The organism is Hyphomicrobium sp. CS1BSMeth3, from assembly GCF_900117415.1.
GTDB lineage: Bacteria > Pseudomonadota > Alphaproteobacteria > Rhizobiales > Hyphomicrobiaceae.
The window spans coordinates 333,845-355,735 of record NZ_FPEI01000005.1 but is presented as its reverse complement, the minus strand read 5'-3'; the positions used below and the strand labels follow the sequence as shown (position 1 = coordinate 355,735).

29 protein-coding genes are annotated in these 21,891 nt (G+C 61.3%); 15 read left to right on the top strand and 14 right to left on the bottom strand.

Annotation, left to right across the window (positions count from 1 at the left end):
• Nucleotides 1-55: 55 nt before the first annotated feature.
• Nucleotides 56-898, top strand: a complete 843-nt coding sequence (locus tag CS1BSM3_RS10840; protein ID WP_143149163.1) for a hypothetical protein — start codon at nucleotides 56-58, stop codon at nucleotides 896-898.
• A gap of 66 nt (nucleotides 899-964) precedes the next feature.
• Here CS1BSM3_RS10840 and CS1BSM3_RS10835 read toward each other — a convergent pair whose 3' ends face one another.
• Nucleotides 965-1,333 (bottom strand): DUF7736 domain-containing protein, encoded by a 369-nt coding sequence (locus tag CS1BSM3_RS10835; RefSeq protein WP_072387113.1) that lies wholly within the window; start codon nucleotides 1,331-1,333, stop codon nucleotides 965-967.
• A 927-nt stretch (nucleotides 1,334-2,260) separates the two neighbouring features.
• Between CS1BSM3_RS10835 and CS1BSM3_RS10830 the strand changes: the two genes are divergently transcribed.
• Nucleotides 2,261-3,841: a lipase family protein gene (locus tag CS1BSM3_RS10830; protein ID WP_072387111.1), complete on the top strand. Its 1,581-nt coding sequence runs from the start codon at nucleotides 2,261-2,263 to the stop codon at nucleotides 3,839-3,841.
• 65 nt (nucleotides 3,842-3,906) lie between these two features.
• On the opposite strand, the gene CS1BSM3_RS10825 is transcribed toward CS1BSM3_RS10830, so the two are convergent.
• Complete coding sequence (locus CS1BSM3_RS10825; protein WP_072387109.1) at nucleotides 3,907-4,125, bottom strand: hypothetical protein; 219 nt, start codon at nucleotides 4,123-4,125, stop codon at nucleotides 3,907-3,909.
• An 87-nt stretch (nucleotides 4,126-4,212) separates the two neighbouring features.
• The gene (locus tag CS1BSM3_RS10820) at nucleotides 4,213-4,758 is read right to left on the bottom strand and encodes a hypothetical protein (protein WP_143149162.1); all 546 of its coding nucleotides are present in this window, start codon (nucleotides 4,756-4,758) and stop codon (nucleotides 4,213-4,215) included.
• 363 nt (nucleotides 4,759-5,121) lie between these two features.
• On the opposite strand from CS1BSM3_RS10820, the gene CS1BSM3_RS10815 reads away from it, so the two are divergent.
• From CS1BSM3_RS10815 to ligD, 3 genes are read left to right on the top strand one after another with little or no spacing between them, the layout of a single operon-like run.
• Nucleotides 5,122-5,697: a ComF family protein gene (locus CS1BSM3_RS10815; protein WP_072387106.1), complete on the top strand. Its 576-nt coding sequence runs from the start codon at nucleotides 5,122-5,124 to the stop codon at nucleotides 5,695-5,697.
• Complete coding sequence (locus CS1BSM3_RS10810) at nucleotides 5,694-6,251, top strand: hypothetical protein (protein WP_072387104.1); 558 nt, start codon at nucleotides 5,694-5,696, stop codon at nucleotides 6,249-6,251. The genes CS1BSM3_RS10815 and CS1BSM3_RS10810 overlap by 4 nt, the downstream gene beginning before the upstream one ends.
• Nucleotides 6,252-6,279: 28 nt before the next feature.
• Nucleotides 6,280-7,245: a non-homologous end-joining DNA ligase gene (gene ligD / locus CS1BSM3_RS10805; protein ID WP_072387102.1), complete on the top strand. Its 966-nt coding sequence runs from the start codon at nucleotides 6,280-6,282 to the stop codon at nucleotides 7,243-7,245.
• Nucleotides 7,246-7,625: 380 nt separating this feature from the next.
• Here the strand turns inward: ligD and CS1BSM3_RS10800 are convergent, their stop codons facing one another.
• The 3 genes from CS1BSM3_RS10800 to CS1BSM3_RS10790 all read right to left on the bottom strand — a co-directional run bounded on the left by CS1BSM3_RS10800 (nucleotide 7,626) and on the right by CS1BSM3_RS10790 (nucleotide 10,410).
• Complete coding sequence (locus CS1BSM3_RS10800) at nucleotides 7,626-7,991, bottom strand: DUF6915 family protein (RefSeq protein WP_072387100.1); 366 nt, start codon at nucleotides 7,989-7,991, stop codon at nucleotides 7,626-7,628.
• A gap of 2 nt (nucleotides 7,992-7,993) precedes the next feature.
• Nucleotides 7,994-8,410 carry a DUF6878 family protein gene (locus CS1BSM3_RS10795; RefSeq protein WP_072387099.1) on the bottom strand — a complete coding sequence of 139 codons (417 nt, stop codon included), beginning with the start codon at nucleotides 8,408-8,410 and terminating at the stop codon, nucleotides 7,994-7,996.
• Nucleotides 8,411-8,652: 242 nt separating this feature from the next.
• A complete protein-coding gene (locus CS1BSM3_RS10790) occupies nucleotides 8,653-10,410 on the bottom strand; it encodes a ParB/RepB/Spo0J family partition protein (RefSeq protein WP_072387097.1) in 1,758 nt (585 codons plus the stop codon).
• Nucleotides 10,411-10,787: 377 nt separating this feature from the next.
• Between CS1BSM3_RS10790 and CS1BSM3_RS10785 the strand changes: the two genes are divergently transcribed.
• Nucleotides 10,788-11,399 (top strand): hypothetical protein, encoded by a 612-nt coding sequence (locus CS1BSM3_RS10785; protein WP_072387095.1) that lies wholly within the window; start codon nucleotides 10,788-10,790, stop codon nucleotides 11,397-11,399.
• Between the two features lie 366 nt (nucleotides 11,400-11,765).
• On the opposite strand, the gene CS1BSM3_RS27965 is transcribed toward CS1BSM3_RS10785, so the two are convergent.
• Nucleotides 11,766-12,527, bottom strand: a complete 762-nt coding sequence (locus CS1BSM3_RS27965) for a hypothetical protein (protein ID WP_143149159.1) — start codon at nucleotides 12,525-12,527, stop codon at nucleotides 11,766-11,768.
• A 71-nt stretch (nucleotides 12,528-12,598) separates the two neighbouring features.
• Between CS1BSM3_RS27965 and CS1BSM3_RS10775 the strand changes: the two genes are divergently transcribed.
• A complete protein-coding gene (locus CS1BSM3_RS10775) occupies nucleotides 12,599-13,330 on the top strand; it encodes a hypothetical protein (protein WP_143149158.1) in 732 nt (243 codons plus the stop codon).
• A 319-nt stretch (nucleotides 13,331-13,649) separates the two neighbouring features.
• Here the strand turns inward: CS1BSM3_RS10775 and CS1BSM3_RS10770 are convergent, their stop codons facing one another.
• Both CS1BSM3_RS10770 and CS1BSM3_RS10765 read right to left on the bottom strand, forming a co-directional pair.
• Nucleotides 13,650-14,396, bottom strand: a complete 747-nt coding sequence (locus CS1BSM3_RS10770) for a hypothetical protein (protein WP_143149157.1) — start codon at nucleotides 14,394-14,396, stop codon at nucleotides 13,650-13,652.
• Between the two features lie 112 nt (nucleotides 14,397-14,508).
• Nucleotides 14,509-14,769 carry a hypothetical protein gene (locus CS1BSM3_RS10765; protein ID WP_083528506.1) on the bottom strand — a complete coding sequence of 87 codons (261 nt, stop codon included), beginning with the start codon at nucleotides 14,767-14,769 and terminating at the stop codon, nucleotides 14,509-14,511.
• 92 nt (nucleotides 14,770-14,861) lie between these two features.
• Here CS1BSM3_RS10765 and CS1BSM3_RS10760 point away from each other — a divergent pair, with 92 nt between their 5' ends.
• Both CS1BSM3_RS10760 and CS1BSM3_RS10755 read left to right on the top strand, forming a co-directional pair.
• Nucleotides 14,862-15,161, top strand: a complete 300-nt coding sequence (locus tag CS1BSM3_RS10760; protein ID WP_083528505.1) for a hypothetical protein — start codon at nucleotides 14,862-14,864, stop codon at nucleotides 15,159-15,161.
• 27 nt (nucleotides 15,162-15,188) lie between these two features.
• Nucleotides 15,189-15,776 (top strand): hypothetical protein, encoded by a 588-nt coding sequence (locus CS1BSM3_RS10755; protein WP_072387087.1) that lies wholly within the window; start codon nucleotides 15,189-15,191, stop codon nucleotides 15,774-15,776.
• 27 nt (nucleotides 15,777-15,803) lie between these two features.
• On the opposite strand, the gene CS1BSM3_RS10750 is transcribed toward CS1BSM3_RS10755, so the two are convergent.
• Together CS1BSM3_RS10750 and CS1BSM3_RS10745 are read right to left on the bottom strand one after the other, a co-directional pair.
• Complete coding sequence (locus CS1BSM3_RS10750) at nucleotides 15,804-16,433, bottom strand: Fic/DOC family protein (RefSeq protein ID WP_072387085.1); 630 nt, start codon at nucleotides 16,431-16,433, stop codon at nucleotides 15,804-15,806.
• Entirely contained in the window at nucleotides 16,423-16,701 is a 279-nt protein-coding gene (locus CS1BSM3_RS10745) for a hypothetical protein (RefSeq protein ID WP_072387083.1), read from the bottom strand. The genes CS1BSM3_RS10750 and CS1BSM3_RS10745 overlap by 11 nt, the downstream gene beginning before the upstream one ends.
• Nucleotides 16,702-16,848: 147 nt before the next feature.
• Between CS1BSM3_RS10745 and CS1BSM3_RS10740 the strand changes: the two genes are divergently transcribed.
• The 3 genes from CS1BSM3_RS10740 to CS1BSM3_RS10730 all read left to right on the top strand — a co-directional run bounded on the left by CS1BSM3_RS10740 (nucleotide 16,849) and on the right by CS1BSM3_RS10730 (nucleotide 18,389).
• Nucleotides 16,849-17,376, top strand: a complete 528-nt coding sequence (locus CS1BSM3_RS10740) for a hypothetical protein (RefSeq protein WP_072387082.1) — start codon at nucleotides 16,849-16,851, stop codon at nucleotides 17,374-17,376.
• A gap of 122 nt (nucleotides 17,377-17,498) precedes the next feature.
• Nucleotides 17,499-17,702 carry a hypothetical protein gene (locus CS1BSM3_RS10735; RefSeq protein WP_072387080.1) on the top strand — a complete coding sequence of 68 codons (204 nt, stop codon included), beginning with the start codon at nucleotides 17,499-17,501 and terminating at the stop codon, nucleotides 17,700-17,702.
• Between the two features lie 27 nt (nucleotides 17,703-17,729).
• On the top strand, nucleotides 17,730-18,389 hold the full coding sequence (locus CS1BSM3_RS10730) for an SOS response-associated peptidase (protein WP_072387079.1): 660 nt from the start codon (nucleotides 17,730-17,732) through the stop codon (nucleotides 18,387-18,389).
• Here the strand turns inward: CS1BSM3_RS10730 and CS1BSM3_RS10725 are convergent.
• Nucleotides 18,386-18,625 carry a hypothetical protein gene (locus CS1BSM3_RS10725; protein WP_072387077.1) on the bottom strand — a complete coding sequence of 80 codons (240 nt, stop codon included), beginning with the start codon at nucleotides 18,623-18,625 and terminating at the stop codon, nucleotides 18,386-18,388. The two genes, CS1BSM3_RS10730 and CS1BSM3_RS10725, sit on opposite strands and share 4 nt — an antisense overlap.
• A gap of 405 nt (nucleotides 18,626-19,030) precedes the next feature.
• Between CS1BSM3_RS10725 and CS1BSM3_RS10720 the strand changes: the two genes are divergently transcribed.
• Nucleotides 19,031-19,438 carry an H-NS histone family protein gene (locus tag CS1BSM3_RS10720; protein ID WP_072387076.1) on the top strand — a complete coding sequence of 136 codons (408 nt, stop codon included), beginning with the start codon at nucleotides 19,031-19,033 and terminating at the stop codon, nucleotides 19,436-19,438.
• A gap of 184 nt (nucleotides 19,439-19,622) precedes the next feature.
• On the opposite strand, the gene CS1BSM3_RS28240 is transcribed toward CS1BSM3_RS10720, so the two are convergent.
• Nucleotides 19,623-19,973: a DUF3085 domain-containing protein gene (locus CS1BSM3_RS28240; RefSeq protein WP_072387074.1), complete on the bottom strand. Its 351-nt coding sequence runs from the start codon at nucleotides 19,971-19,973 to the stop codon at nucleotides 19,623-19,625.
• Between the two features lie 345 nt (nucleotides 19,974-20,318).
• Here CS1BSM3_RS28240 and CS1BSM3_RS27960 point away from each other — a divergent pair, with 345 nt between their 5' ends.
• Together CS1BSM3_RS27960 and CS1BSM3_RS10705 are read left to right on the top strand one after the other, a co-directional pair.
• Entirely contained in the window at nucleotides 20,319-20,792 is a 474-nt protein-coding gene (locus CS1BSM3_RS27960; RefSeq protein ID WP_072387072.1) for a hypothetical protein, read from the top strand.
• Nucleotides 20,793-20,888: 96 nt separating this feature from the next.
• On the top strand, nucleotides 20,889-21,563 hold the full coding sequence (locus CS1BSM3_RS10705; RefSeq protein WP_072387070.1) for a hypothetical protein: 675 nt from the start codon (nucleotides 20,889-20,891) through the stop codon (nucleotides 21,561-21,563).
• Nucleotides 21,564-21,569: 6 nt separating this feature from the next.
• Here the strand turns inward: CS1BSM3_RS10705 and CS1BSM3_RS10700 are convergent, their stop codons facing one another.
• The gene (locus CS1BSM3_RS10700) at nucleotides 21,570-21,887 is read right to left on the bottom strand and encodes a hypothetical protein (protein ID WP_072387069.1); all 318 of its coding nucleotides are present in this window, start codon (nucleotides 21,885-21,887) and stop codon (nucleotides 21,570-21,572) included.
• Nucleotides 21,888-21,891 lie beyond the last annotated feature (4 nt).

Genomic DNA, 21,891 nt, shown 5'->3' with positions numbered 1-21,891 from the left:
AGCCTTGCGGTTGTGGTGCGTTTTGTTTGCGGGGTTCGTGGCACTTCCCGGCGCGATGGCATATGCGGCCTGCGCCTCTCCGGCGGCACCCGAGGGGTCGCTCAAGTACGATAGCTCCACGCATAAGTTCAGGTATTGCGATGACAGCAATACCTGGCAGGCGCTCGGCGGCGACGTGGCTGCCGTAAACCGGTTTAGGGGAACGGAAGCCTGCGCGGCAGAGAGCGACCACGGCCGCATGATTTTCGGCGATGCCTATATCCACGTATGCACCCCGTATGGATGGCGCACGCTCGGCTTGGGGTTCACGTCGCCAAACCCTCCTGATGCGTCTTGGACGGGCGGGTATTTCGTGCTGGTGCCGTCGATCACAAAGGGGAATTTCGGCGGCCGCAATGGCGCCAAGAACATCTGTCTGAGCGAGCTTGCGAGTAGGAACTGGAAGGGCAAGGCCAATGCTTACATGCGGGGGATGCTCAGTTCATCGAAGGTGCGGGCGTTCCTTTGCGACGGCTCGACCTGCGAGAACGGCCAGCCGAGCACCTCGTACCGCTTTGCGCTTGCGACCGTAGGCGGGACCGCCAGCGTGGGCGGCGATAGCTTCACGACCGACGGCAGCGGCGTCGGGCCAGGCGATAATAGCGATTGGAGCGTGGCGACGAAGTTCGACATGGAGAACCGCACCGAGGGCTATCAATGGATGTACTGGACGGGGCGCAACGCGGGGACGAGCACGGCATGGGCGACGACCTCGCATTCCGTTGATGTGTGCTCGGGCTGGGCCAGCACCGGTGGCAATGGCCGTGTCGGCTCTACCGGAACAGGCACGTCCCGCTGGAACAGCAATTACTCGAGCTGCAACGGTAATGCTGGTCTTGTTTGCTTCGTCGATCCGTAGCGGCCGCCAAAGACGCTCCGGCGTAGGCGGTTTCGCAGGCTGCCGAAGGAGGATAGTTCCAAGCCCTTATTGGCCTCCTATGGGGATCGTTCGGCCCTTGAGGTGCTGAGGGATGCCCACCTCCGGATTCAATGCTATCGGTCCAGAGCCCTTGGCGAGCTCCAATGTTGGCCCGTGCGTCGCGATTAAAGAAGCAATTTGCTCCTGCACGTTGCCTTCGTTGACGATTTCGATGTCAGTTGGGACGTCGGGGTGCTGGGCCAAGACTGCCATCCTCAAGGCATCCCACACGGCATCCAGGGTGAAATGGTGGACGTGTAAAGACTGGCCCGTCACCCACTCGGCTGCCTTGTGCATGTCGGTGAACTCACAAAGCAGAACGCCCGAGGAAAGGGAGACCACCACCGGCGTCGAGAATTCTTTGGCCTTCACCATCGCGATCCTCGTGTGATGCCCGCACTCGGCGGCATTCTACAGCTTTACCGGCGTGCCCCCAAGGGTGGCGCGAATACGAACCCCGGCCAAGATTCGTTAATTTTGGTCAGTCATCTCGACCCATCCAATTGATTTGAAGTGTTATTATTGAGAAAATTCAGTCGGTATCATGGTGTCCAAATCCATATTGAACTCGTAGTCCCCGAACCTGTTGACGTGCTCGGTTATGTAGGGGGCGGCAAAGATAGCTGTAAAAGTCATACACATCGGGGTTAGCGTATTGAAATATCGTCTCCGGAGCCTTCAATCCGCATACAATTAGGCTCCGCCGAGATATGATGGTCCGAGCGCGGCGACGTAAGATAACGGCGCAAGTAGCGGTGAAGAGATTCCCGGCTGATCCCAAGACCTTCTTCCAAGCCTTATCCCACAGGTAGGCGCCATTGAAGATGGGATGCTTGGTTCCAAGCGGGGAGATGTGGGACAGTAATGTCACCAGCATCAGGTGCTGTTCTAATTTGACCCTGACAATAAGCACAAAAAACCACCCGAGGAAGCGGGTGGCTGCATCTGTGCGTGATCCTTTCGACGAGAACGCCATCCGCATATACGCCATATTTCCCCCATGTTCAAGGAGGCCTTGAGCGTGTCATTTCATCCATAATTGAGGGAGCATCTTCCTAATTTCCTTTATGCGACATTGGCTTGTAGAAAATCTGTTGTTTTAACGCGCAATTACTGCGGGCCGACCATCTCTGCCGCCTCTCCGAAGGGCTTTTCAGCGCGCCTGTGCCGCAGGCTGGTCCGGCAAATCGCGCGCGATGAGGGAGTCTCTTCCTAGTTTCCCTTATGCGTCATTGGGTTGTAGAAAAACTGTTGTTTTAACGCGCGATTGCTGCGGGCCGACCAGATTGCCGGAGGGGGGCGATGAGTGAGCGCGGACAGGAAGACGAGGTCAAAGAGACGATCATACTGGTGCACGGGACGTGGGCCGCGCCTATGGAGAGCACGCGGCAATGGCACCAGCTGCACGATGGAGCGGACAGTGAGCTTAGCTTCGCGGCAAAGCTTGATGCTGCCCTAGAGCGCCATGGATCGCAAGCGCGGTGCTGGGCGCATGAGGACGGCGGCAGTACATTTGCTTGGGCGGGGACCAACAGCTGGATCGATCGGACGCACGGCGCTTCCTCGCTGGCCGAGACCATCAAGGCCCTGCAGGCAGAGAATTGGAAGTGTCACATCGTTGCACACAGCCATGGCGGCAACGTGCTGACTGAGGCTGTGTTCCCCGCATGGCGCACGCTTGCGCAGGAGTGGCAAGGGCAGTTGGTCACGCTTGGCACGCCATTCCTCGACACGGTCACAGATGTGCGGGGCAGGGAGGAGCGGCGAAAACGCACTCTTTCCATTGCCGGTTGGTGCAGTTGGGGACTGATCGTGTTGATGATGTTAGGGCTCGGCGTGATTATAGCCGAGGTCTTGTGGAACTGGCCTGCCGAGGATCCCGGCGTTGAAACGCCGTTCGGAAAGCTCAGCGGGAGATACGTTTTTTACTTGATACTTGCGGTTGTCTTCGCTCCCCTATTGATAGCTCCTGTGCTCGCCTATCGGCGCCGCCGAGGACGCATATTGGGATGGAACGGGTTTTGGGAACGGCAATTGGCGCAGCCGACGCGGCTGCTGGCTCTCAATAGCCCGTTCGATGAAGCCTGGCAGGTCTTGCACCATGTCCGCACGTCGGCAAATCCATTCTCTCCGCGGATGGGATTGCTGCGGTTTCTGTCCCTCACGCGACGGCGGGTGCTTGCAAGGCACCGGGATATCGACAGGATCGCCGGCTTCAACTGCCTCCGTGATTTGAGTTTCCGGGAGAAGGGCCGGGTTCTTATTTACTGGCTTTTTCCGCCGTCGTTGACGCTGATCCTCCTTGGCCTTCTTGCTGTTGCATCGAGCAATCCCGACGTCGACGTTGTGTCCGCAGCGCGCCTGATTGGCCAGATCGTGTTTGGCATGGTTTTGTTCATGATCGTTGGCGTGATGGGCGACTACGTCGCACTGGGAAGGCGTATACTCAACGATATGGGCATACCGCTCCGATGGATGCGTGGATTTGCTGCAAGTATCGCCGCTTTGCCATCAGCCGCAGTCACCTATTTCGTGCGTGAGAGAGTTTGGTCCGTCATGCAGGAAGCGGCCTGCGGCTTGGAAGGATATCGGCATAAGCTCCCCGCCGTCGACAAGGTGCCAGGTTGTTTCCCCGATGCCTTCTCGCGCTACGAGAACATTTCCGTGGCGGCGGAAGCTCGCGCGCTGGCGCGGCGCAATGCCTGGATGGGGGAGCATTTCGGCACGCTTTCGGAAACGTTCTCGAAGCTGGTTGTGACGGCATCCGACGTGGAGGCGTTGCTCAAGACCGTCTCCAACGACCTGTCACTCGTGCACGCTGCGTACTATACGGATGATGAATGTATCGACCGCATTGCGCGATGGATCGCCGGGAAGGGATGACGGCGCGGTGCCGCGGTTTGTCTTGGCCTGCTCGAGGCGGAGCGGACTGCCGCGATGGCTGGGGGCTAAGCTCTGCGTCCCATCTTGGCCTGTTGAAAGGCGGAGCTGATCGCCGCGATGAGGCGCGGGCTATCGGTTCCGGCCGGCGGCACAAGTCGGTCGGCATGAACCTCGAAACCGGCAGCGCGCAGGTTCGCCAGGGTGCGTGCAAAGATAAGCTCGTCTTCCTGGCCGGCCAGCGTGAAATGAGGGTAGCCCTCGATGGGCAGGCCTTTGGCTTTCATGGAAGTCCGTTCCCGTTGTCTAATTGCGGGCGGGAAGTGTCGTCGCCCCGTGGTACCGGGATTCGTGATTGTCGGGGTAGCTGAAAATCAATTCGGCACGAGGTTGTAGCAAAGCATGTCGCACTGGGTGTTGCCCTTGTGGGATCGCGACGCGGTCCGGTAGTTGTTTCCGCTCACCTCTATCCAGCAGCCGTGGCTGTGGTTGTCTTCGGTCGTGCCGGGGGACACGGTTGCGAGCACGCAAAGGTTCGCGGTGACCCATGCGGTGTAGGTGGTTTGGCCTCCGCTCCCGGCCGAGCTGTAGGTCGAATGGTGAGAAGCCAGGGCGAGGCGCATGGTGCCAGCCGTGGGAGGAACGCAGCCATTTGCGTCGGCGCCGGATGTGCCAGGTCTGTAGAACCTGCCGGCCTGGTTGCACTGCTCGAGGCGGTTGGCCTGAGCCTTGACGTCTTCAATCGCCGTTTTGAGCAGAGTGTTGGCGCTATCAAGCTTCATATCAAAAGCGGCATTGGCGGCGACGGAGCTGCTTCCAGCGGAGACTTCGAGGGCCATCGCAGGAAAGCCGGTCATAAGCATGAAGCCGACAGCCATGGTGGCGAGAGTGCGGGAATGGGTAGTGCATACGTTGCTCACGGTTCCGTCCTCCTATTGGATATTCGCTTATGGCGGAGGGGATAAGGATTACTGACACGGGGTATGGGGGAGGTGGCAGGGGTTCGAGACAAATTCATACACATCGCACCTAACCAACTGAATTCGCGTCGTGCGAACCCTTATTTTGTATACCTACGCCCTACCTGCTTCTGGCTTTCGCAAGCACCACTGATGTCGAGCCGATGACCTGGGTCGGCCAAGATTCGTTGAATGAATAAACACAAGTGACGCTATGTAGCTATTCTAGTGTTATATTTTCCATCACCGGGCCGCGACAGATATGCCTAACGGGGAGGGCATCGTGTTAGAATGCCTGTCTCAAGGAGAGGGAAGGGTATTGGTATGGCTATTTTGTTGAAGGGCAATTGGAAGAAAGGCTGGGCTTTTGACGAGCATACGGTTTCGAGCGCATTGGTGGGAGTGGATGGTGCCGGCCGGAATCGTTTTGAGACCACGCGCACAGAAATGGGCGAGCTGGTTTATCAGTTGAAGTATGGCGGCAAGGAATCCGCGGTGCGGAAGATCGTGAAGCTGCTGGATAGCTTCCGGAATATCGAGAAATTCGATTTCCTGGTTCCTATTCCGCAAACGAAGCGGCGGGCAATCAAGCCGGTGCTGCTAATCGCCGAAGCCTTGGGCAAGCGCCGTGGCGTTGCCGTGGCTTCGGGCAGGCTCACCAACAGGGGCAGCAAGGAACTGAAGGAGGTCTCTGATCCCGTGGCACGCTTCGAGCTGCTGGAGGAGGCACTGGAGCTCGACACAAGCGGGAACGTCTTTGCGGGCAAGAAGGTTCTTCTGCTGGATGATCTCTATCGATCGGGAGCGACGTTGCAGGTGGCAACGAGCCTGCTTTACAATCAGGGCAAGGCGAGCGAAGTGTGCGTTCTGGCGATGACCAAGACGAGAAGCACGCGATGACCACGGTATTCCTGTCCGGCTCCCGCAGTGTCAGCCGTCTCGATGAGGCGGTGTGGGCACGGCTGGACAACATGGTCGAGAGTGGCCTGGATATTGTTGTTGGTGATGCCAACGGCGCCGACAAGGCCATGCAGGCGCACCTGGCCAAGCGTGGGTATGTCAAGGTCATTGTCTTTCACGTGGGCGCGAAACCGCGCAACAATCTCGGGCCCTGGGCGACGCGGATGGTGCCGACGTCTGAGGCGCAGAGCGGCCGCGATTTCTATGCCGCGAAGGATAAGGAGATGGCGGGCGCCACGGATATTGGTTTCGTGGTCTGGGATGGCAAGAGTGCGGGTTCGGTGCAGAACATGGTGTGGCTGGTCGAAGCACACAAGAACCTGGTGGTCTTTTCGGTACCGGATGGGACGTTCTACGTCCTCAAGAGCGAAAATGAACTGAGCGACTTCCTGCGCGGCCGTGGCGGTGATGTGCTGAAAGAGATCCGGCGCAAGATTCATTTGCCCGATTGGCTGCGGCCGGCAGCACCCCGGCAACGCACCATGGAGCTGTGAGTCGCGGTGGTGCGCTAAGAGCTGAGCAATGGCCAGGCGGAGCTCGACGCATCGCTCGCCGGCGCGTTTCACGGCACGGATGCTGCCGGGTGCGCGGTCAGCCTCGTTTCCCGGATTTATCAAGCCGCAGTTGGCAACGTTGAAGGGCGCGGTTCCGGCCGCGGCGGACTGGCTGCATGAAATCAAGCTTGATGGCTATCGCGTGCAGGGCCATCTGGTCGAGGGACGGCCGGCGCTGTTGACGCGGAGCGGACTCGATTGGGCGGAACGCATGGCGGCAGTGGCGGAGGCACTTGCCCGCTTGCCAGCCAATCACTTGATTGTCGATGGCGAGGTGGTAGTCGCCGATGCGCAGGGTATCAGCGACTTTGCGGCCTTGCAGGCATCCTTGCGCGCGGGACGGCGCTCGGAGCGGTTGCTCTACTACGTTTTTGATCTGTTGTTCCTCGATGGCTTCGACTTGCGGGGTGCCGGGCTGCTGGCGCGGAAGCAGGTGCTGGCGGCGTTGCTCGAGGGTGTGGGGCCGCCAATTGTGTACTGTGATCACATGGTGGGAGAAGGCCCCCGCATGTTCGAGGCCGCCTGTGCAATGGGCCTCGAGGGCGTGGTGTCGAAGCGTCGAGACGCGCCGTACAGGTCAGGCCGTGGCGAGGCCTGGTGCAAGATCAAATGTGTGATGCGCGAGAGCCTGGTGGTGGTGGGTTTCGTGCCGGACGGCAAGGGGCTGGTTGCGGCCTTGTATCTGGCGCGGCGGGAGGGCCGGGCGTGGCGTTTTGTCGGCAAGGTGGGAACGGGTTGGTCGATGCGGCAGAGCGCGGCCTTGCGTGCGCGGCTTGATGCCCTGCTGGTGGCGGAGCCTGTCACGGTTTTTGCGGGGCGCCGGCCGAGAGGGCTTTGGGTGCGGCCGGCGGTGAGTGTGGACGTGGAGTATCGCGGATTGACGGCGGCGGGATTGGTTCGTCACGCCGTATGGCGGCGGAGCAAGGCGGTATAGATGGGTTTTCGCGGCCGAGGGGTTTCATGGCCGTGTACGGGGCTTTGCTGCGATTTTCGGAGCCAGGGCGTCGCGGGCCGCCTATTCCCTCCGGGCGCGCCAGCGGGCGGCCCGCGCCGCCCTTGGGCCCCATGGCAGCGCTTTCGCGGCGATTTTTGGTGGAGGGAGGAGCGTTCTTCCGCTCGGTTTGGCGCGGTGGCAATAGTTCAAAGGTTCGTGTGCGGCATGTTTAGCCATTATACAACAGCGTTTTGATTGCGATGTATGAACTCGTTGTACACTCTATGTCAGCGGCTCTTTTGGGGCTGCGCATAAGCAGGTAACCGGCGCTTATGTTGATTGGCAGAATCCCCATCCTGCGCCGGTTATGGTTTTGCGGATCATGGCGATGCCTGGGGCGTCGGAGCCGGCTCGAGGGAGAGGCGGGTGGCGCGGCCCATCCAAGGCTCCGGGCGAATGGCGCGAACCCAATCAGCGAATGAGGGGATGCGTCCGAGGTCCTCGCGGACGTGTTGCTCGCCAATCCAGCGAGTGGGAATGACCTTGCCGGTGGAGAGCGTGAGCGTGGGACCGAAGATGACGTCTGCCATGGCGATGCCTTCCGCATGGTGGCGCAATGCTCTGTGCCTGTAGTCGGCGATGATGGCCTTTGAGGCATCGAACCAGGCATGGATGGCGTAGTACTCCGAGGGGTTGCCGCCATGCTTTCTGGCGCTCGAGATGGCGTGATGGAATGCATGGGCCATGGCTAGATCTCAGTCATTTCCGTGTGGATGTCGATATAGCGTTCGTTGTGCTCCAGCGTGATCGTGCCCTTGGCGACGTCGATGGTGACGTCACCATAGCCGCCGTCGTTGATTTCGAAGCCGTCATGTTGGCTGGCGATCACGTCCCAGGCGAAGCTTTCCAGAACATCGGGCAGGTTGCTGGCGTCGGGATATTCGGCGGCGAGGGCCTCGTTGGGCACGCCGGCCGGGAAGGTGGCTATACGTGCGTTGGTGGGGTCGAAGCAGAGCGTTCCGGAAATCTGGCCTTCGTCGCCCTCACCGTCATAAGTGATGCAGACGGTTGCTATGCCATTAGCTTGGAGCTCCGCGAGGAGGATGGGTTTGATGCGCGCGATGACGGTGCGGCGGCGCGTGAGTTCATAGTCGTAGGTTGTCATGTCGGCTGTCCTTTGCTTGCGGCCGCCCCATGCGGCCTTGGCAATAGGCGCGGCCGGGCGCGTGGCGCGGGGGCAAGGGTTTTACCGCAGGCGAGGACAGGTTTCCTGGCGTCGGCCCTTGCGCCGGGGACAGCGTCAGGCAGGCTTTGCCCAAGGTGCTTGTGGGCGGGCTGGTGGCGTGACAGGCGGCGTGCGCAACGCGTGTGTGCGGCGCTGTATGCGCGGTTCGGGTGCGGCCCGCTTCATCGATGGCGCGTGCTGGATGGCTTGAGCGGTGTCGGCAGCCATCCTTTTCCTTTGAGGGCGCGGGCGGTTTCGCGGATGGCGTCCTCCCGTTTCATCTTGAGGATGCGTTCGGCGAGTGGTGCCTGCTTGGTTTCTTCGAGGGCCTTGGCGAGTTGGGCTTTGGAGAGGCGGCCGAGGAAGCCTTCGGCCGTGGCTTCCCAATGCGCGGCCATGTCGAAGCCGGATGTGAGGCTCTTGGCGACTTGCTGGGCGACCGGGCGGCGGTCGTGCTCGGCGGTATTCGGGGGAATGGTCGCTTGCAGGGTGAGGGCCGTGCTGAACGTGAGCAATTCGGTGATGGTGGCGGGTTCCTGCTTCATGAGCCAGGCAAAGAGTTTGCCCTCATCCTTGGGGAGCTTCTTCATCCAGGCGGCGCGCGCGGCGTCGAGCGCGGCAATGGCGGGACATTCCTCGGGGTTGGGCACGAATTCCGGCCGGGTGGTGTTGAAGCTGATGGCGCGGATGTTGAGGGCCGAGGTTGCGCGTCCGTCGTAGAGCACCTGGCTGGTGAGGGCGTGGGTAAGAGTAACGAGGGCGATGTTCGGGTCCTGGGCGAGGGCGTGACGCAGCGCGTTGGTGTGCTGGTGCGCCAGCTCGTCCATGAGGCGGTTCGAATATTCGGGCTTTGGCGGCTGTGCGATTTCGTTTTCCTTGCCGGGCGCTGCGTCCGCTTTGCTCTTGGGCATGACGAGGCCGCGCGTAATTGAGAGCCTGCCGTCGTGGGTGATGCTGAGGGTGGTGCCAGCCGTTTCCATTTGCTCGGCGCTGTACTGCGGGCCCTCTTCCTCCATGCGCTGCTCGGCCGCCTCGTACTCGGGGTCTTCCGGGTCGGGCTCGTTGATGGGGGTGAGGTGGCCGTAGGGCGTGGCGTATTGCGGATCGATGGTGGCCTTTGTCCAGGCCCAGCCTTCTTTCTGCAGCTTGGCGGCTTCGGCCTCGAGTTTCTGCTCGGCCAGTTGCTGGAGGAGCTCGGGGTTGTCGAAGTGGACGGCGTTGTCATCGTCGAAGAGGTCGCGGGTAATGGTGCCGCCGGCCTTCTCGTAGGCCTTGAGGCCGACGAAGCGAGCAAGCTTGTGGTGTCCCGGAATGCTGTTCTCGGTGAGGACGGCCTTGATGTTGTCGGCGTCCTCGCGTTCCCATTGATCGAGGCCGCGCCAGGCCTTCTCCTGCTTCTTAACGTCGTCCGTGAGGGTGAAGGCCATGACTTGCTGCAGGGTCATCTTGCCTTCGCGAAAGAGTTTGCGGAGCTTGGGCGAGACGGCGGCGAGCTTCATGCGCTGCTTGACGACGGCCGGAGTGACGCCATAGCGGGCGGCGACGTCCTCGATGGGCACGCCGGATGTGACGAGGTTGTTGAAGGCCTCGAATTCATCATCGGGGTGCATGGGCGCACGCATGGTGTTTTCGGCGAGACTGACCTCGCGCGCGTCTTCGCGGGCCGCAAGAGGGAGGCAGGGAACGGGCCAGTCGGCGGGGATGGTGCCGTCGTCGGCGAGGAGCTTGAGGGCGCGCAGGCGGCGTCCGCCGGCGGTCACTTCCGCGGTGCCGTCGTCGCGCAGGATGACGTTGAGGTTCTGGTGCAGGCCTTGGGCGGCGATGTTCGCGGCGAGCTCGGCAATGCCGGCGTTGGTGAGCGTGCGGCGGACGTTTTGCTCCGAGAGCACAAGTTTGTTCAGGGGAATGTATTTGATTTTGGGTTTCGTCGGGACATTCATCGGCCTCGCTTTCTCTTGGGTGGTGCGACTATGCCCAAGTGCCGACAGCTTGCATACGATGCTGCCGTGGAAAGAAGCAGCATTCAGGCCTCGGGGTAACGCGCGGGAGGCGGAAGGATCTTGCCTGCTGACGATGCGGCTGGCGTGCTTTCACCTTATCCCGAAGTTGGGCAAAGCCGCGCTCCTGAGCTTGCGATATCGGGAAGAGGCGCCGTCCAATGTCTGGGATACGATGCGCTGAAAACCCTCAAATATTCAGTCAGCACAATCTGCCCCGAAGGTTCTGACAGGGAGCCATCCAAAGCGAATCAGTATCTACTGCTTCTTCACTCACTCGTCTGCACTGCCCATGCACGACCTGCAGCGGAGGATCTTAGTTGCGATATACGTTGGCCGCTTTGCTCATTCTCCTCAGCAATCCCGTGTCGGCCCAGCAACTCCAGATGCCGAAAGGCTTGGCTGCACCACAGTTTCTTGGCGATATGCTAGCAGTGGTGGCATTTTGCAATCTTACCAATTCAGTTGACCAATACGAGATGAGCGCATTTGCCAGGGCCATTGGCATTACGCCCACAGATAAAGCCCATGTTGAAGCCGAACGTATCAAACACTACGGCAAGTACAGGTCACACTTCGACACGCTGCAGAAGCACCAGGATTTCTGTGGCAAGATTACAAGACACCCGTTCCTGCTCAAGGTCATGCGCAGAGGTGTCCCCAACTCGGTCGGCTCTGATGACCGAAGGCAGTCAGAGAAAATAGATTACTTCGGCGAGATGCTTGCCAAGCTTCTGTTTTGCAATGCGCAGGTCGACGAAATGAAATGGGGAAACTATCTGTTCGCGATGGGCGTCAAAAGCGAGAGCATGCCCGCGCTTGGTGCTCACGCGAAGAAGATGCGTAGCGCTATTGCAGGAAAATATTCCACTCCGCAGCTCGCAAGTGAAATGTGCACTCAGGTCCGCGATAACCTTGCAAAACCCATGTGAACCACCGCGACTGCCTCTTCCATCCTTCGGTCATCCCGTTCGCAACCCGAGAGCTTAACCTGCGGTTAAGCAATATCTGCGCACCATTTTGGCATAAACGCGCTCAGGAAGCGGCCCTATGGAACCCAGCTACCTTTTAGCCCTTTGTCTCACATGCGTTGCGCCGGATTCCTCCCCATTGGCAGGCCCAAAAGTTCCCGAGGGACCTGTCATTAGAGTGCTTAAGCCCGAAGACTATCGCACCGGATGCTTTGACCATCTCGGATTGTCGGGGGGCAAAGACCTTCTAGCCACTGAGAGCATTGCAGCGCCATCAGCTGATCAGCTTAAACTTCAGCGGTAGGTGAAGTAAGGTGCAAAGCACCCTCAATCATCGCCTGACCAAGCAACAGGTGTGTAGAGAATGGTGTCGGCATCAGGGAAGAGCGGCGAGCTTAGTCGCCTGAAGCGAATTTCGTGCGACCTGGGGCGAGCTTCAGATGCATCTCCGTCCGACCATTTGTGAGCGGCTGGGAACCGAGTTAATAGATCAGCCCGCTGTTTCTCATACTCGGTGAGGCGCAATTTTTCAGCATTCTCGTCGGTATCGTTATGAGCGTACGCCACGGCGGAGGCGGACGATTTAAGCGCACGGTAAAGGATGATTCCAAGAACGGAGACATCGTACTTTTCTGCGCGTAACATTCCCGAGACAAGCTGCTGCATGGCGGAAGAGATATAAAGCTCAACACCGCCAACGGATCGCCATGCCTCCCAGTCTATCTTAGAGTGAATATAAGGAGCCGAGTTGATAAGGCTTTGCTCCATTGCTGATAGGCTCTGCGTATATTGCTCAGCAAATCTGGACTTGGTAACAGCGCGACCGACTGTCGGAATGGCGCAACGGATGAGGTCCCGATGCGGCACTCGGAAAGGGCCCGCCAAGCGCAGAGCGGATGCCGCGCCACCCCAAACAGCAACATCTCCGAGGGAGACGGGGTGCTTTCGATCATATCGGTAGGGCCAATAGCCCAATTTCCAAAGAAAATCCCAATAGAAATCAATGCTGTGTGGTGCTTCGCCAATAAGTTCTTCAAGCATTATAAGATGCGGCATGTCAGCCTGCGAGCGAATCGAATAGCGTGTCATGAGTGACGGTCATATGGATCGTACGGAACGTGCGAGTCAATGGCGCGCAACCAGGCCAAATTGGATCGGCAATGAGAACTGGCGCGCATCCGATGGCAACGTGCCCTGAACTGATATTGGTCTCCACTGGACCCGATGACCAGTTCAATGTGGTTTGGGACAATGTTTCATCCGTGCCGCGTTTCTGGGGTGCTTCGGAGGTAATCACGGGAGATCAGATCCTGGTGCTGGTTGCCAACGGCATTCGGGTCTTCACCGACTTTACGCAGGAAGCGGCGTTCGGCGACGAGTTGCGTGTATCGGAAGGCCGGTCGGTCGATGCGGCGGTTTGCGAGGTAGGAAGCGGTGATCGTGTTCTACGTAGCGTGCGAGAGGATAGGGATTCGATCGAGTTTGAATATGATCAAGGCGTGCAGCGGTTGGCAATCACGGCAAGATCCACAGGCGTGGACCCTGAGCGCATAGAGATAACCATGGCCTCTTCGAGGGAGGATGGAGTGGGCGGAGGGAACCACCACTATGTCTTCTTTTGTTTGACGCCTCAGCAGGCGTGCGAAACTGCAACGTTTTTATTTCATGCGGGGCGGTCGGGGAAATGTCGCTCTCGATGCGATATCGGCGAGGCGGCAGTCGAGGTGTTGGCCGATGAAATAGAACAGACTTTGGAGCTGGCTTTTATTTTCCCAGCGTCTCTGTTCCTGAGTGGGGAGTGGTGTTTGCGTTTAATTCCGGAAGATATGCGGCAAATTGCTGAGGATTTGCAGGTGGCAGGTTGGCGCACGCAGCAGCCAGCTGCCAGATAAGGCGTCGATGGTTAGTTTCGCTGCCTTCTTCCAAAGCGTTTGCGCTGTCATCGAGCGGCTGAGGAAGAAAGGAAGCACGGGTTGATGGCGCTACGCAAGCTTGTACTTCATCCGGCTGCCAATCCGCGCTTGGTTAAGGGAGCATTCGTTGTGGCAAAAGCGGACTTAAGAGGGTGGTTTTGACAAGTTTATTATGCTGAGGCCTCTAATACACGAGGCATTAAAATGCCGTAACAGGGGTTTTGGCCGCTTCCGGCGGCTTTCGCAGCAGGAAGGATGAGGCCCTCCGCTGGCTGCTGTTGGCGGGCGGAATCCGGATCTATTGAGACTTGGACTTCGGCTTCACGCGCAGGGCTTGATAGGAAACCCGGATGTTGCTCAGCCGGTGCTGCGCGTAGAAGTAGACGAAATCCTTGATCTGGTAGACTTCGATCGCGAACAGGATGTCTTTGGTGGCAGGCCTGTACGACCAGGTTATCTTTTGGAACCGGTTCGGGCTGCTGTCGTAGTGGCAATCGTACACGCCCGATTTGGCCTGGGCGATGTTGTCGACGACAATATGAGGGGTGAGCGCGCCATCGCAGGCGACGAAGGATGTCCGCGCCAGGCTGATGACCATGGCATTGGCGCCGTCGTCGATGAAGCGGGAGAGGGGCAGGGTTTTGTGGGCCGTGCCGCTGTAGCCCTTGCTGCCTTGGCTGAGGCCTTGCCCATTGGCGTTGTAATAGTCGGTGTCGCGGTTGATGACGATGTCGGGAACGCTCTCGGTCACGGTTTCCATCTTCACGACCAAGTCTTCCGTCGGCGTGCCGCCGGGCGGGGTGACGCAGCCCTCGGCATCGCGGCCGGCCTTGTTGGCATTGGAGGTGAAGACCTTGTCCTTGTTGGCGCAGTGGAAGACGCTGTTGAGGGCCGCGGTGAGAGCGGCGATCTTGGCGTCCATGGCCATCTCGAGGCCGATGGTGTCGGCCTTCTCGCTGCCGATGGTGGCGGTGCGTTCGAGGGCACTGGCCTGGAAGGGAAGCAGTGCGGCAAGGGCCATCAGGGCGGTGTGTGAGGTTTTCATATTCAATTATGGAGCCGTCCCAAAGGTTTCCTGACAGGGCCGGATTGGGCTCGGTTTTGTGCGGTTTGGATCGCGATCGGGCTAGCCCGGCTTGACCGGGCGCGTCCGGTGCTCAGGCCCTCCGCTGGCTGCTGTTGGCGGGTGGAATGAAGAAGACGGCGACCGTCCGGGAGCCGCAGGAAGGGCATTTCAGCCTGTCATTCAAGAGGCCCAAGGGGAACTCCCGCCCACGTGTCCAGAGCAGGGTTGGGAGGTCGAGGTAGGCCTGGTAGGTGCACGGGCGGATGCGCTTCATGCCCTCGCCGTGCCCATAGGCGCAGCGGGCGCGAATTTTCCATCCGAGATCATGGGCTTCTCCAAGTGTGCTGGCCATGGCCGGCGCTCCTGCTTGACTCGTGCGCTGACTGGGAACAAAATGCGAACAATGGCGGCTGTCAAGGCCGCAGGGTTGGTCGGAGCGGATGGATGCGGCGTAAGGGTGAGCTGACGACGGGTGGCATCGACCGGGGCTGGCCGCACCAGGCGGCGCTGCCCAACACGCGGGTGTCGGCGGAGTTCAACGACATCCACGCGTTCTGCGCCGGGCTGTCACTGGCGCCGCGCGGGCTGACTTTCGTGCGGCCGGCGGATGGCTACATGGACGTCTTCTGCTTTGCCGAGGCCGAGCACGCGCAGCGTTTCATCGCGCGTTTCGGTGCGGAGCCGATCGACCCCAAGACGCGGCCGCGCTGGCCGGCCAAAACCCCTCGGCGCGCGGCACGGTAGGTTTCCTCTTTTGTGCGGAGTAAGGACATGAATTCGATTGAAGAGGCGGTGGAGCATCTCAAGGCGCGCGGCTATGTGTTCGAGCAGCGGCCGGGCGGCGGCAACTACCGGCGCTGGTATGCGCCGGAGGGCATGAAGGAGAGCGAGGAGGACAACGAGGCCCTGGTGCTGCTGGAACGGGCGGGCTTCGATAAGGTGCTGGCCATGCCGCCGCAGATGGAGCCGCGCATGCGCGGGCCCGAGGGCTGGATGTACGACGCCTTCAATGTCTGGCTACGCACCGAGCCGTGGTACGACATCGAGTTGGACGCAACCCGCGCCCGTTTCTACGCGATCCTGGATGGCATGGTGCGCGAGCCGGATTTTCTGGCTGAAGAGCTCGAGGTCCACATGCTCAATATCCTGCGCCTGGAGGATGGCGACCCGACAGTGGGCACGGTGCGGGAGTATTATCACCGGGCGCTGGCTGTCAGGGAGTACATGCTTGGCATCGGCGAGGCGCGCCTGCGTCTGCCGGGTGAGCCGCGCCATGGCCGCACCGAGCCGCCGCTGGATCTGTTTGCGTTGACGCCGGTCGATGGTGCTGAGGCGGACGCTGACTTGCGGCTGCATTGAAGTCGGGCGCTTTGATCCGTTTGGCTTTCAGCGGTCGCGCGGTGGCCAGAAGTCTTCTGGCCGCGACGCGCGATCCCACGGGCGCAGGGCGAGGTCGAGCAGGTGGGCGTATCCGGCATAGTCCTGCCTGTTTCCAGCCTTCGCCGCGGCGATCTCCTCGTCACGGGGAATGGACGGCCAATGGATGTCGACGCCATGGCGGTGGGCAAGGGCATTGACGAGAATGTGCGTTGCCCTGCCATTTCCTTCGCGGAAGGGATGAAGATAGTTCAGCTCGGCCCAGCATCGCGCCAAAGCCGAGATGAAGCGTGTCCGGTCATTTTCGGTGGTGGCGGCCGCGGCGCGGAACATGGGAAGGATGCTGGCGTCGGCATAGCCCGCGATGGCGCGGCGGGGCGCAAATGCGTCCTGGCCCTTGCGCAATTCGGTCGTGCGGTAGCGACCGGCCCAGGCATAGACATCACCGAACAGGCGCCGATGAATGCCCCGCCACGTGCGTTCGCCGATGACGCGCTGGCGGTCGGCGTATTGCATGGCGGACAAGGCGTTGGCGCGGGTTAGCGCGAATTCCGCCTCGCGGAGCTGCTCGGCGTCGCGGATGCCGAGTTTGTTGGCAAGGATGGTGGTCCCGGGAATGAGATAGGGATCAGCGGGCATCCATGGCGGCGTTCTTGGTGGTGAAGAGGCTTCGGCGGCCGATCTCGCCGGTGAGGGCGACGAACTCGGCGTGGGAGACTTGGCCGAGGGTGTAGAGCGCCATCAGGCGTTCGGCCACGGCATTGTGCGTCGCGCCTTGCAGGCGGTTGAGCTCCTTGCCGAGTGCTGCGCCGCGACGGCGTTCCTCGATTTCCTCGCGGGGCAGCGTTACCGGCCGCGCTTCGTAGGGCGCGAGCAGCTCGTCCAGGGTTATGAGGGCATCCTGCATGCGTGTGCCTCCTTGGCGGCATTCTAGCATAGGTGCGCCGCCGGCTAAAATCCTTGCAGGCGCCTGTAACGGCCATGGCGCGGGAAGTGCCCATGGCATGGGCAGCGATGGCGCCTCGAGGATTGCGCGTGAGCATGAGGCGGCCCCATGATTCCGCTCATGAGCTCCGAGGACATGACCCCGACCATTTTCTGCACGCGCACCAAGCGGGTGATCGATGTCTGCAAGGGCGATGCCGACGCCGTGGCGGACCGCCTGCAATCGCTTACGCGCGATTACGGCCCTGATCTGGTCGTGCTTGCTTGGGACGATGCCTGGCAGCGCATGGAGGCCGCCGCCAAGACCGAGCCGGTGGAGATCAACGAGGAGGCTTGGGATTATGCGCTGAGCGTGCTGCCGCCGCTCGGCTGGCGCAATGATGGCAGCCGGGAGAGTTTCAAGGTTTGCGAGCCGGTTTTGGGCACTCTGGTGAGCATTTATGTTCGCCTCGGCGATCGGCGCTTCACGTTCATCGACAGTGCACGCCTTCGCCACGATGAGTGCTGCGGGCGCGTTGCGGCATCGCGGGCTTTTCTGGATGATCCTGCCGAGGACAAGGCGGCGGAGCCCTTGCCGGAGCCGCAGGAAACGCCGGCGGGCTATGCCTGGCCATCATCCAGCGATAAGGGGCGTTGAGGTACCAATCGGCCCGTAGGGGCATAGGGGCCACGGCCGCGAAAGGCGACAATAGCTGGTGACACACCATCGCGCGCGGGAGCATGTTGTGCTGATGCTTTCTCGTTTGGAGCGTGGTCTGCATGAAGTCTGATCAGTGGTACGATGACCGCAGGATTGGCGAGGAGCTCTTGCGCGTTTCCGCGAAGGCGACGCCGGCAGCGCTCAAGACGCTCAACGATCTGGAGCTTCGGCGCACCCTCGAGCTGCTGGCGGCGGCTGTCGGATTATGCGGCCTCGAGCTCAAGGAACGGCCGACGAAGAAGCGGCGGCGCAGCCAGGCTTAGCTGGCGGGACAGCACGAGGTTTCCCGGATGTGCAATCTCTACAGCGAAACCCGCGCGGTGGCGGCCGTGCGGGATCTGTTCAAGGTCTCGCCGAACCGCGCCGCGGTGTTCGAGCCGAGGAATGCGATCTTTCCCGGCAAGAATGCGCCGGTGGTGCGCAAGGCTGCGGATGGCGCGTGGGAGCTCCTGGAGCTCAATTGGGGCTTTGTTCTTCCCCAGCAGGGCAAGGCGGCGCGGCGTGTCACCAACGTGCGCGATGACAACATCGACAGCCGTTTCTGGCGCGAGAGTTTCGAGCAGCGGCGTTGCCTGGTGCCGGCGACCAGCTTCTGTGAGCCGGACGGTAAAGTCTCGCCGGCGAGCTGGAATTGGTTTGCCTTGAAGCGCGACGAGCCACGGGCACCGTTCGCCTTTGCGGGCATCTGGCGGTCGTGGCGCGGCCCCGTCAAGAAGGATGGCCCAGTGGTGGAGATGGATGTGTATTCGTTCTTCACGACGCTGCCGAACAGCGTGGTCGAACGGGTGAACCACGAGCGGATGCCGGTCATCCTCGACAATGAGGCCGATTGGCTGGCGTGGATGGATGGGCCTCCGGCGGCGGCGCGGAAGCTCTTGCGCACCTATCCGGCCGAGCGGCTGCACCTGGTGCAGACGGGCTACGAGAAGCAGGATCTCGAGGCGGCCTAGCGTTCGGGATCGTTGTCGACCACGAGGGCGGGCCCCTGGTCGCTCGTACGGAAGGATTCCACGTTGCTCTTGAGGGCGGCGACGAGGCTTTCGAGATGGCGGATGGCCTTGAGCGCGCGTTTGCGGTCATGCGGGCAGCGCGTTTCGGCGAGGGCGGCAATTTCCAGGGCCACTCCGGGCAGGAATTGGCGGATGTCGTCCGTTGAGCTGGCATCGAGGTGGTTGGGTTTGGTCATTGGTATAATTCCCTTTTCGGCAGTATCAGTGGGGTTATGGGCTCGAGCGGAGGTTTTTCAATCCCCCCTGTTGTGGACAGCCGGTGTGCCTGGGCGGTGGTGTTGCTTCGGAGCCGGGCCGTCGCCGGATGGCCTTGGCTCCGCCCCCAGAGGGGGCCATCCGCAGGGGCCCGGCGAACAGTTCCGCCCCACGGGGGTGTTGCTTTGGTGAGGGTTTGAGCGCGGGTGGTGAGCGCGTGCCAGTGCGGCATTGCCGCTACTTTGGTGTTCAAGCCGGCGGTATTAACGAAGGCTCAAGCGAAGCATCGGAAAGAACTGAGCTTATGCGATATAGGACGGGTTTAGGCCCGCCGAGAAGCCGGCCGGCGACATGCAGCTTGGCTGGGAATGACAAGGATCAGGGCAATGGGTAAGGCGACGACGGTGACGCAGCGTGCCGGTTTGGTGAAATGGTTCGGGGCGCAGAGCTACGAGGCACAGGAGAAGGTGCTGGAGGAGCTTGCGGGTATTTTCGAGCGCGGCAAGGCCGGGAAGATCAAGGCTCTGGAGGCGGAGCTGGCGGCCTTGAAGGGACAGGGTGTTGTGAGGGGGGCTGCGCCAAAGTCGGTGGTGAGCAAGCCTGCGCCGCAAAAAGGGACGAAGAAGGCGGTGGCGGCGAAGGCCAGCGTGCTCGCGGGGCGGAAGATTCCGCCGAAGTATCGTCATCCCAAGGACAAGACCAAGACCTGGGCCGGCCGGGGCGTGCATCCGACCTGGGTGACGGAATACCTCAAGGGCGGCGGGAAATTGGATAGCCTGCTGATCAAGAAGTGAGACAGGGCCCTGCGGGGCCCTTTTTCATTGGAGGTTTCGGTTTGCAGGAAAGCCGGGGATGCAGAAGGGGCGAAGGTTTCTTCGATGAAGGGGGAGAGGGTTTGATCGGGGATAAAGTGACGATGGTGAAAGAACCCCGTGGAGAGAGCTTTGTCGAGACTGATGGTGCTTTCATGGGTGGAGCTCAAGTGGGGTCCGTCGTGTCGCAATTGAGCAGGTGGTAGGTTTGGGGTGTGAGCTCCATTTCCAGAGGGACGCGCTTGGGCGTCTGGTTGAGCCAGTTGTTGATTTCGGCGAGTGGGATGTGCTCGACACCGTCGTCGCCGCCGAAGGTTTCGCGCTTGATGTCGTACCAGTCAAAGCAGTCCGCCGGATTGCATTCGCGCGCGTGCACGATGGTATAGGGGGCCGGCTGCTCGGGCAGCATGAAGTAGATGCCGTCGTCGCCGACGAGGGCGAGGTGTTGGGCGTTGAGCTGCGCGGCGAGCTTGGCCAGTCTGGCGATGGAGGCGCGGGGGAAGGAGAGTGTCGGCATGATGGGTCTTTCGTTGGTCGGGCCGCACCATGCGGCGCCGTAGCGCGAGACCGTCGCCGGGGCCTGCAGCGGGTGTGTCAATGGGCTGCAACCGTGAGGCGCGCGCTGCGCGGCCCTTGCAGGCCCGCTTGGACCCGGCAGGCTTCGCGCTTCAAAGGCGGCGTGGGGCCTGGACGATGAAGGGCTGACATCGGCGGGCGCGGCCCGCCCTACCTCTGATCGCCAACTGCGCTTGCCCCCGCCTATCTGGCCCTTGCCCTCCACTCGGGTCTTGTCTGGCGCGGTCGTTTGGGCTTGGTTCGTGGACGTGGCGGTTGCTGCGGCGGTCGAGGGGAGAATTTGGCGATGTGGGATCTTGGCAAGCTGAAGGCTCTGGCGGCCGAGGAGGCGCGGGAGCGCGACACCTCGCGTGAGGTGGAGCTGGCAATGACGGACTTTGCGCGCATGCGCGGGCTCACGTACTTGCCCTATGACCGGGCGGAGGCACGCGAGCGTTTGCATCGCCAGTTGCCCAAGGTGCTGCCGGAGCTGGAGGCCTTGCCGCGCGGTGTTGTCACCATGCGCGATGATCTTGTGTCTTATGCCGACGGCGTGCGCGAGCAGCTGGGGCTCGCTCAAGGGCGGGCAGGGAAGGTTGCGGACGATGCGCAGAGGGGCGCGCCGCTTGAGGTCGATGCAAAGGTGGCGGCCCTCGCAGAAGAGAAGGCAAGCGACGAGGCGCAGGATGAAGCGGCGACAGGGAAGGGAAAGTTTCCCGGTGTGTGGGATGTGCCGCCGGAGGAGCGTCCTGGGAGCCGCGATCGGGGGCGCGGGCGCTGAGTGGCGGGCTGGTGTGTTTTGAGGGTGCCACGTTTCGCGGCACCCTTTTTTTGTGTCCGCGTGGACGCCTGGTTGGGGCCGTGAGAGGCTTTGGCCATGGATTTGGAGTTTCCCGCGCTCAGGGCGAGCCAGCTTTACGGGATGGTGCGCGAGGGCGTGGAGCGGGTGCTGGCGCGGGCAGTGGATGATCTGGCGGCGCTGACCATCCGCGAGGGCCGCATGTGGCGGCTCACGGCGCGGCGCATGGGCTGGGATTATCGTGCGGTGGCGCGGAGCGCGGAAGGTTTCGGGTGGCAGGCAGAGCAATGGCTCGCCGGGAGTGATCTTTCGCGGGAGCAGGCGCTGGCGCTCAAGGGGAGCGTGGATGAGCTGAAGGTGGCAGTGCGGCGGGTGCTCGAGGCGTGCGAGCGCGGCGTGCGGGAGGGAGATGGCCTCGAGGTTTTTGCGGATTTCGATGGTGAGGGATATGGCGTTCTACTGGGGCTTCTGGATCAGGAGCTGGCGGGGGATCGGGCGATGATGGAGTTCCTGCGCGAGGTGGTGGCGGATGGGATTCCGTTTGTGCACACGCGCGCGGAGTTCGAGGATGTGAGGGCATCCTATGCGGGGCAGGCAGCGATCATTGCCGAGCTGTCGGGTGCCGAGCGGCGTCTGCGGCCGAAGGGCATGAAGCGGTCGGCGAATGTGCGGGAGAAGCTGGCCCTGTTGCGGCGGAACGAGAAGGCCATTGGGCGCCTCGCAGAGCGGGCCCTGGCCATGTACGAGCATTGAGGTGCGCTATTTCCCCCGCGAGCGCGTCTTGGGCGTCGGTTTGGTGTCCGGCGGCGTTTGCCAGATGTTTTTGAAGGCGGCTTTGGGGGGCGCGTCAGCCTTCTCGGGCTGCGCGGAGAGCAGGCCACGGATGTGGGCGGCGAGCTTGCTTCCTTGCACCTGGTCGTTGTCGGGAAGGCGGAAGGCGGGAGCTTTGGCGGGTGGGATGATGTCCTGCTTGAGCAGGTAGACTTCGTGAGGGTTTTTGACCGCACGGATTTCGCGCAGGCGCTCGTCGATGAAGAAGGCGCGGCCATTGATCAGGACTTGCGGGAGTGGGCCCATGGGG

Excerpts from the sequence above, each read along its gene's own strand:
- CS1BSM3_RS10840 (WP_143149163.1), top strand. The coding sequence starts at position 56 with ATGGCATATGCGGCCTGCGCCTCTCCGGCGGCACCCGAGGGGTCGCTC.
- CS1BSM3_RS10835 (WP_072387113.1), bottom strand. The coding sequence starts at position 1,333 with ATGGTGAAGGCCAAAGAATTCTCGACGCCGGTGGTGGTCTCCCTTTCC.
- CS1BSM3_RS10830 (WP_072387111.1), top strand. The coding sequence starts at position 2,261 with ATGAGTGAGCGCGGACAGGAAGACGAGGTCAAAGAGACGATCATACTG.
- CS1BSM3_RS10825 (WP_072387109.1), bottom strand. The coding sequence starts at position 4,125 with ATGAAAGCCAAAGGCCTGCCCATCGAGGGCTACCCTCATTTCACGCTG.
- CS1BSM3_RS10815 (WP_072387106.1), top strand. The coding sequence starts at position 5,122 with ATGGCTATTTTGTTGAAGGGCAATTGGAAGAAAGGCTGGGCTTTTGAC.
- CS1BSM3_RS10810 (WP_072387104.1), top strand. The coding sequence starts at position 5,694 with ATGACCACGGTATTCCTGTCCGGCTCCCGCAGTGTCAGCCGTCTCGAT.
- ligD (WP_072387102.1), top strand. The coding sequence starts at position 6,280 with ATGGCCAGGCGGAGCTCGACGCATCGCTCGCCGGCGCGTTTCACGGCA.
- CS1BSM3_RS10800 (WP_072387100.1), bottom strand. The coding sequence starts at position 7,991 with ATGGCCCATGCATTCCATCACGCCATCTCGAGCGCCAGAAAGCATGGC.
- CS1BSM3_RS10795 (WP_072387099.1), bottom strand. The coding sequence starts at position 8,410 with ATGACAACCTACGACTATGAACTCACGCGCCGCCGCACCGTCATCGCG.
- CS1BSM3_RS10790 (WP_072387097.1), bottom strand. The coding sequence starts at position 10,410 with ATGAATGTCCCGACGAAACCCAAAATCAAATACATTCCCCTGAACAAA.
- CS1BSM3_RS27965 (WP_143149159.1), bottom strand. The coding sequence starts at position 12,527 with ATGACACGCTATTCGATTCGCTCGCAGGCTGACATGCCGCATCTTATA.
- CS1BSM3_RS10775 (WP_143149158.1), top strand. The coding sequence starts at position 12,599 with ATGAGAACTGGCGCGCATCCGATGGCAACGTGCCCTGAACTGATATTG.
- CS1BSM3_RS10770 (WP_143149157.1), bottom strand. The coding sequence starts at position 14,396 with ATGAAAACCTCACACACCGCCCTGATGGCCCTTGCCGCACTGCTTCCC.
- CS1BSM3_RS10765 (WP_083528506.1), bottom strand. The coding sequence starts at position 14,769 with ATGGCCAGCACACTTGGAGAAGCCCATGATCTCGGATGGAAAATTCGC.
- CS1BSM3_RS10760 (WP_083528505.1), top strand. The coding sequence starts at position 14,862 with ATGCGGCGTAAGGGTGAGCTGACGACGGGTGGCATCGACCGGGGCTGG.
- CS1BSM3_RS10755 (WP_072387087.1), top strand. The coding sequence starts at position 15,189 with ATGAATTCGATTGAAGAGGCGGTGGAGCATCTCAAGGCGCGCGGCTAT.
- CS1BSM3_RS10750 (WP_072387085.1), bottom strand. The coding sequence starts at position 16,433 with ATGCCCGCTGATCCCTATCTCATTCCCGGGACCACCATCCTTGCCAAC.
- CS1BSM3_RS10745 (WP_072387083.1), bottom strand. The coding sequence starts at position 16,701 with ATGCAGGATGCCCTCATAACCCTGGACGAGCTGCTCGCGCCCTACGAA.
- CS1BSM3_RS10740 (WP_072387082.1), top strand. The coding sequence starts at position 16,849 with ATGATTCCGCTCATGAGCTCCGAGGACATGACCCCGACCATTTTCTGC.
- CS1BSM3_RS10735 (WP_072387080.1), top strand. The coding sequence starts at position 17,499 with ATGAAGTCTGATCAGTGGTACGATGACCGCAGGATTGGCGAGGAGCTC.
- CS1BSM3_RS10730 (WP_072387079.1), top strand. The coding sequence starts at position 17,730 with ATGTGCAATCTCTACAGCGAAACCCGCGCGGTGGCGGCCGTGCGGGAT.
- CS1BSM3_RS10725 (WP_072387077.1), bottom strand. The coding sequence starts at position 18,625 with ATGACCAAACCCAACCACCTCGATGCCAGCTCAACGGACGACATCCGC.
- CS1BSM3_RS10720 (WP_072387076.1), top strand. The coding sequence starts at position 19,031 with ATGGGTAAGGCGACGACGGTGACGCAGCGTGCCGGTTTGGTGAAATGG.
- CS1BSM3_RS28240 (WP_072387074.1), bottom strand. The coding sequence starts at position 19,973 with ATGCCGACACTCTCCTTCCCCCGCGCCTCCATCGCCAGACTGGCCAAG.
- CS1BSM3_RS27960 (WP_072387072.1), top strand. The coding sequence starts at position 20,319 with ATGTGGGATCTTGGCAAGCTGAAGGCTCTGGCGGCCGAGGAGGCGCGG.
- CS1BSM3_RS10705 (WP_072387070.1), top strand. The coding sequence starts at position 20,889 with ATGGATTTGGAGTTTCCCGCGCTCAGGGCGAGCCAGCTTTACGGGATG.
- CS1BSM3_RS10700 (WP_072387069.1), bottom strand. The coding sequence starts at position 21,887 with ATGGGCCCACTCCCGCAAGTCCTGATCAATGGCCGCGCCTTCTTCATC.